The organism is Thalassobius vesicularis (assembly GCF_004799325.1).
Lineage (GTDB): Bacteria > Pseudomonadota > Alphaproteobacteria > Rhodobacterales > Rhodobacteraceae > Thalassobius > Thalassobius vesicularis.
Genome location: NZ_SSMD01000041.1, coordinates 1 through 366 on the forward strand (window position 1 = coordinate 1; position 366 = coordinate 366).

1 pseudogene is annotated in these 366 nt (G+C 59.8%); it reads right to left on the reverse strand.

What is annotated here, in order from left to right:
- Positions 1 to 366: pseudogene (locus E7681_RS18695) on the reverse strand (cbb3-type cytochrome c oxidase subunit I); the annotation flags it as partial.

A 366-nucleotide genomic window follows, 5' to 3' on the forward strand; every position in this document is an offset into this window, starting at 1 on the left:
GTTTCAGCATCAGGAAGGCCAGGATCGAAGCCATCACCAGTTCCCAGGTGCCTTCCACCCACAGGTGGACGATGTACCACCAGTACATCTTGTCCAGCGCCAGGTTGGCCGGGTTCACGAAGGCAAAAAGGAACAGCAGCGCCAGACCCCAAAGGCCCAGCAGCAGGATGTTGGTGATCGCCGTCTTGCGCCCCTTCAACACCGTCATCGACACGTTGAACAGGAAGATCAGCGCCGCAACCACGATGCCCGCCTTGACCCATTTGGGCTGTTCGATGAACTCGCGCCCCTCGTTGCCCAGCAGGAAGTTGCCGTCAAACAGGTTGAACAGGTAGGTCACGACCACGCCCGCCGTGCCGACCACCA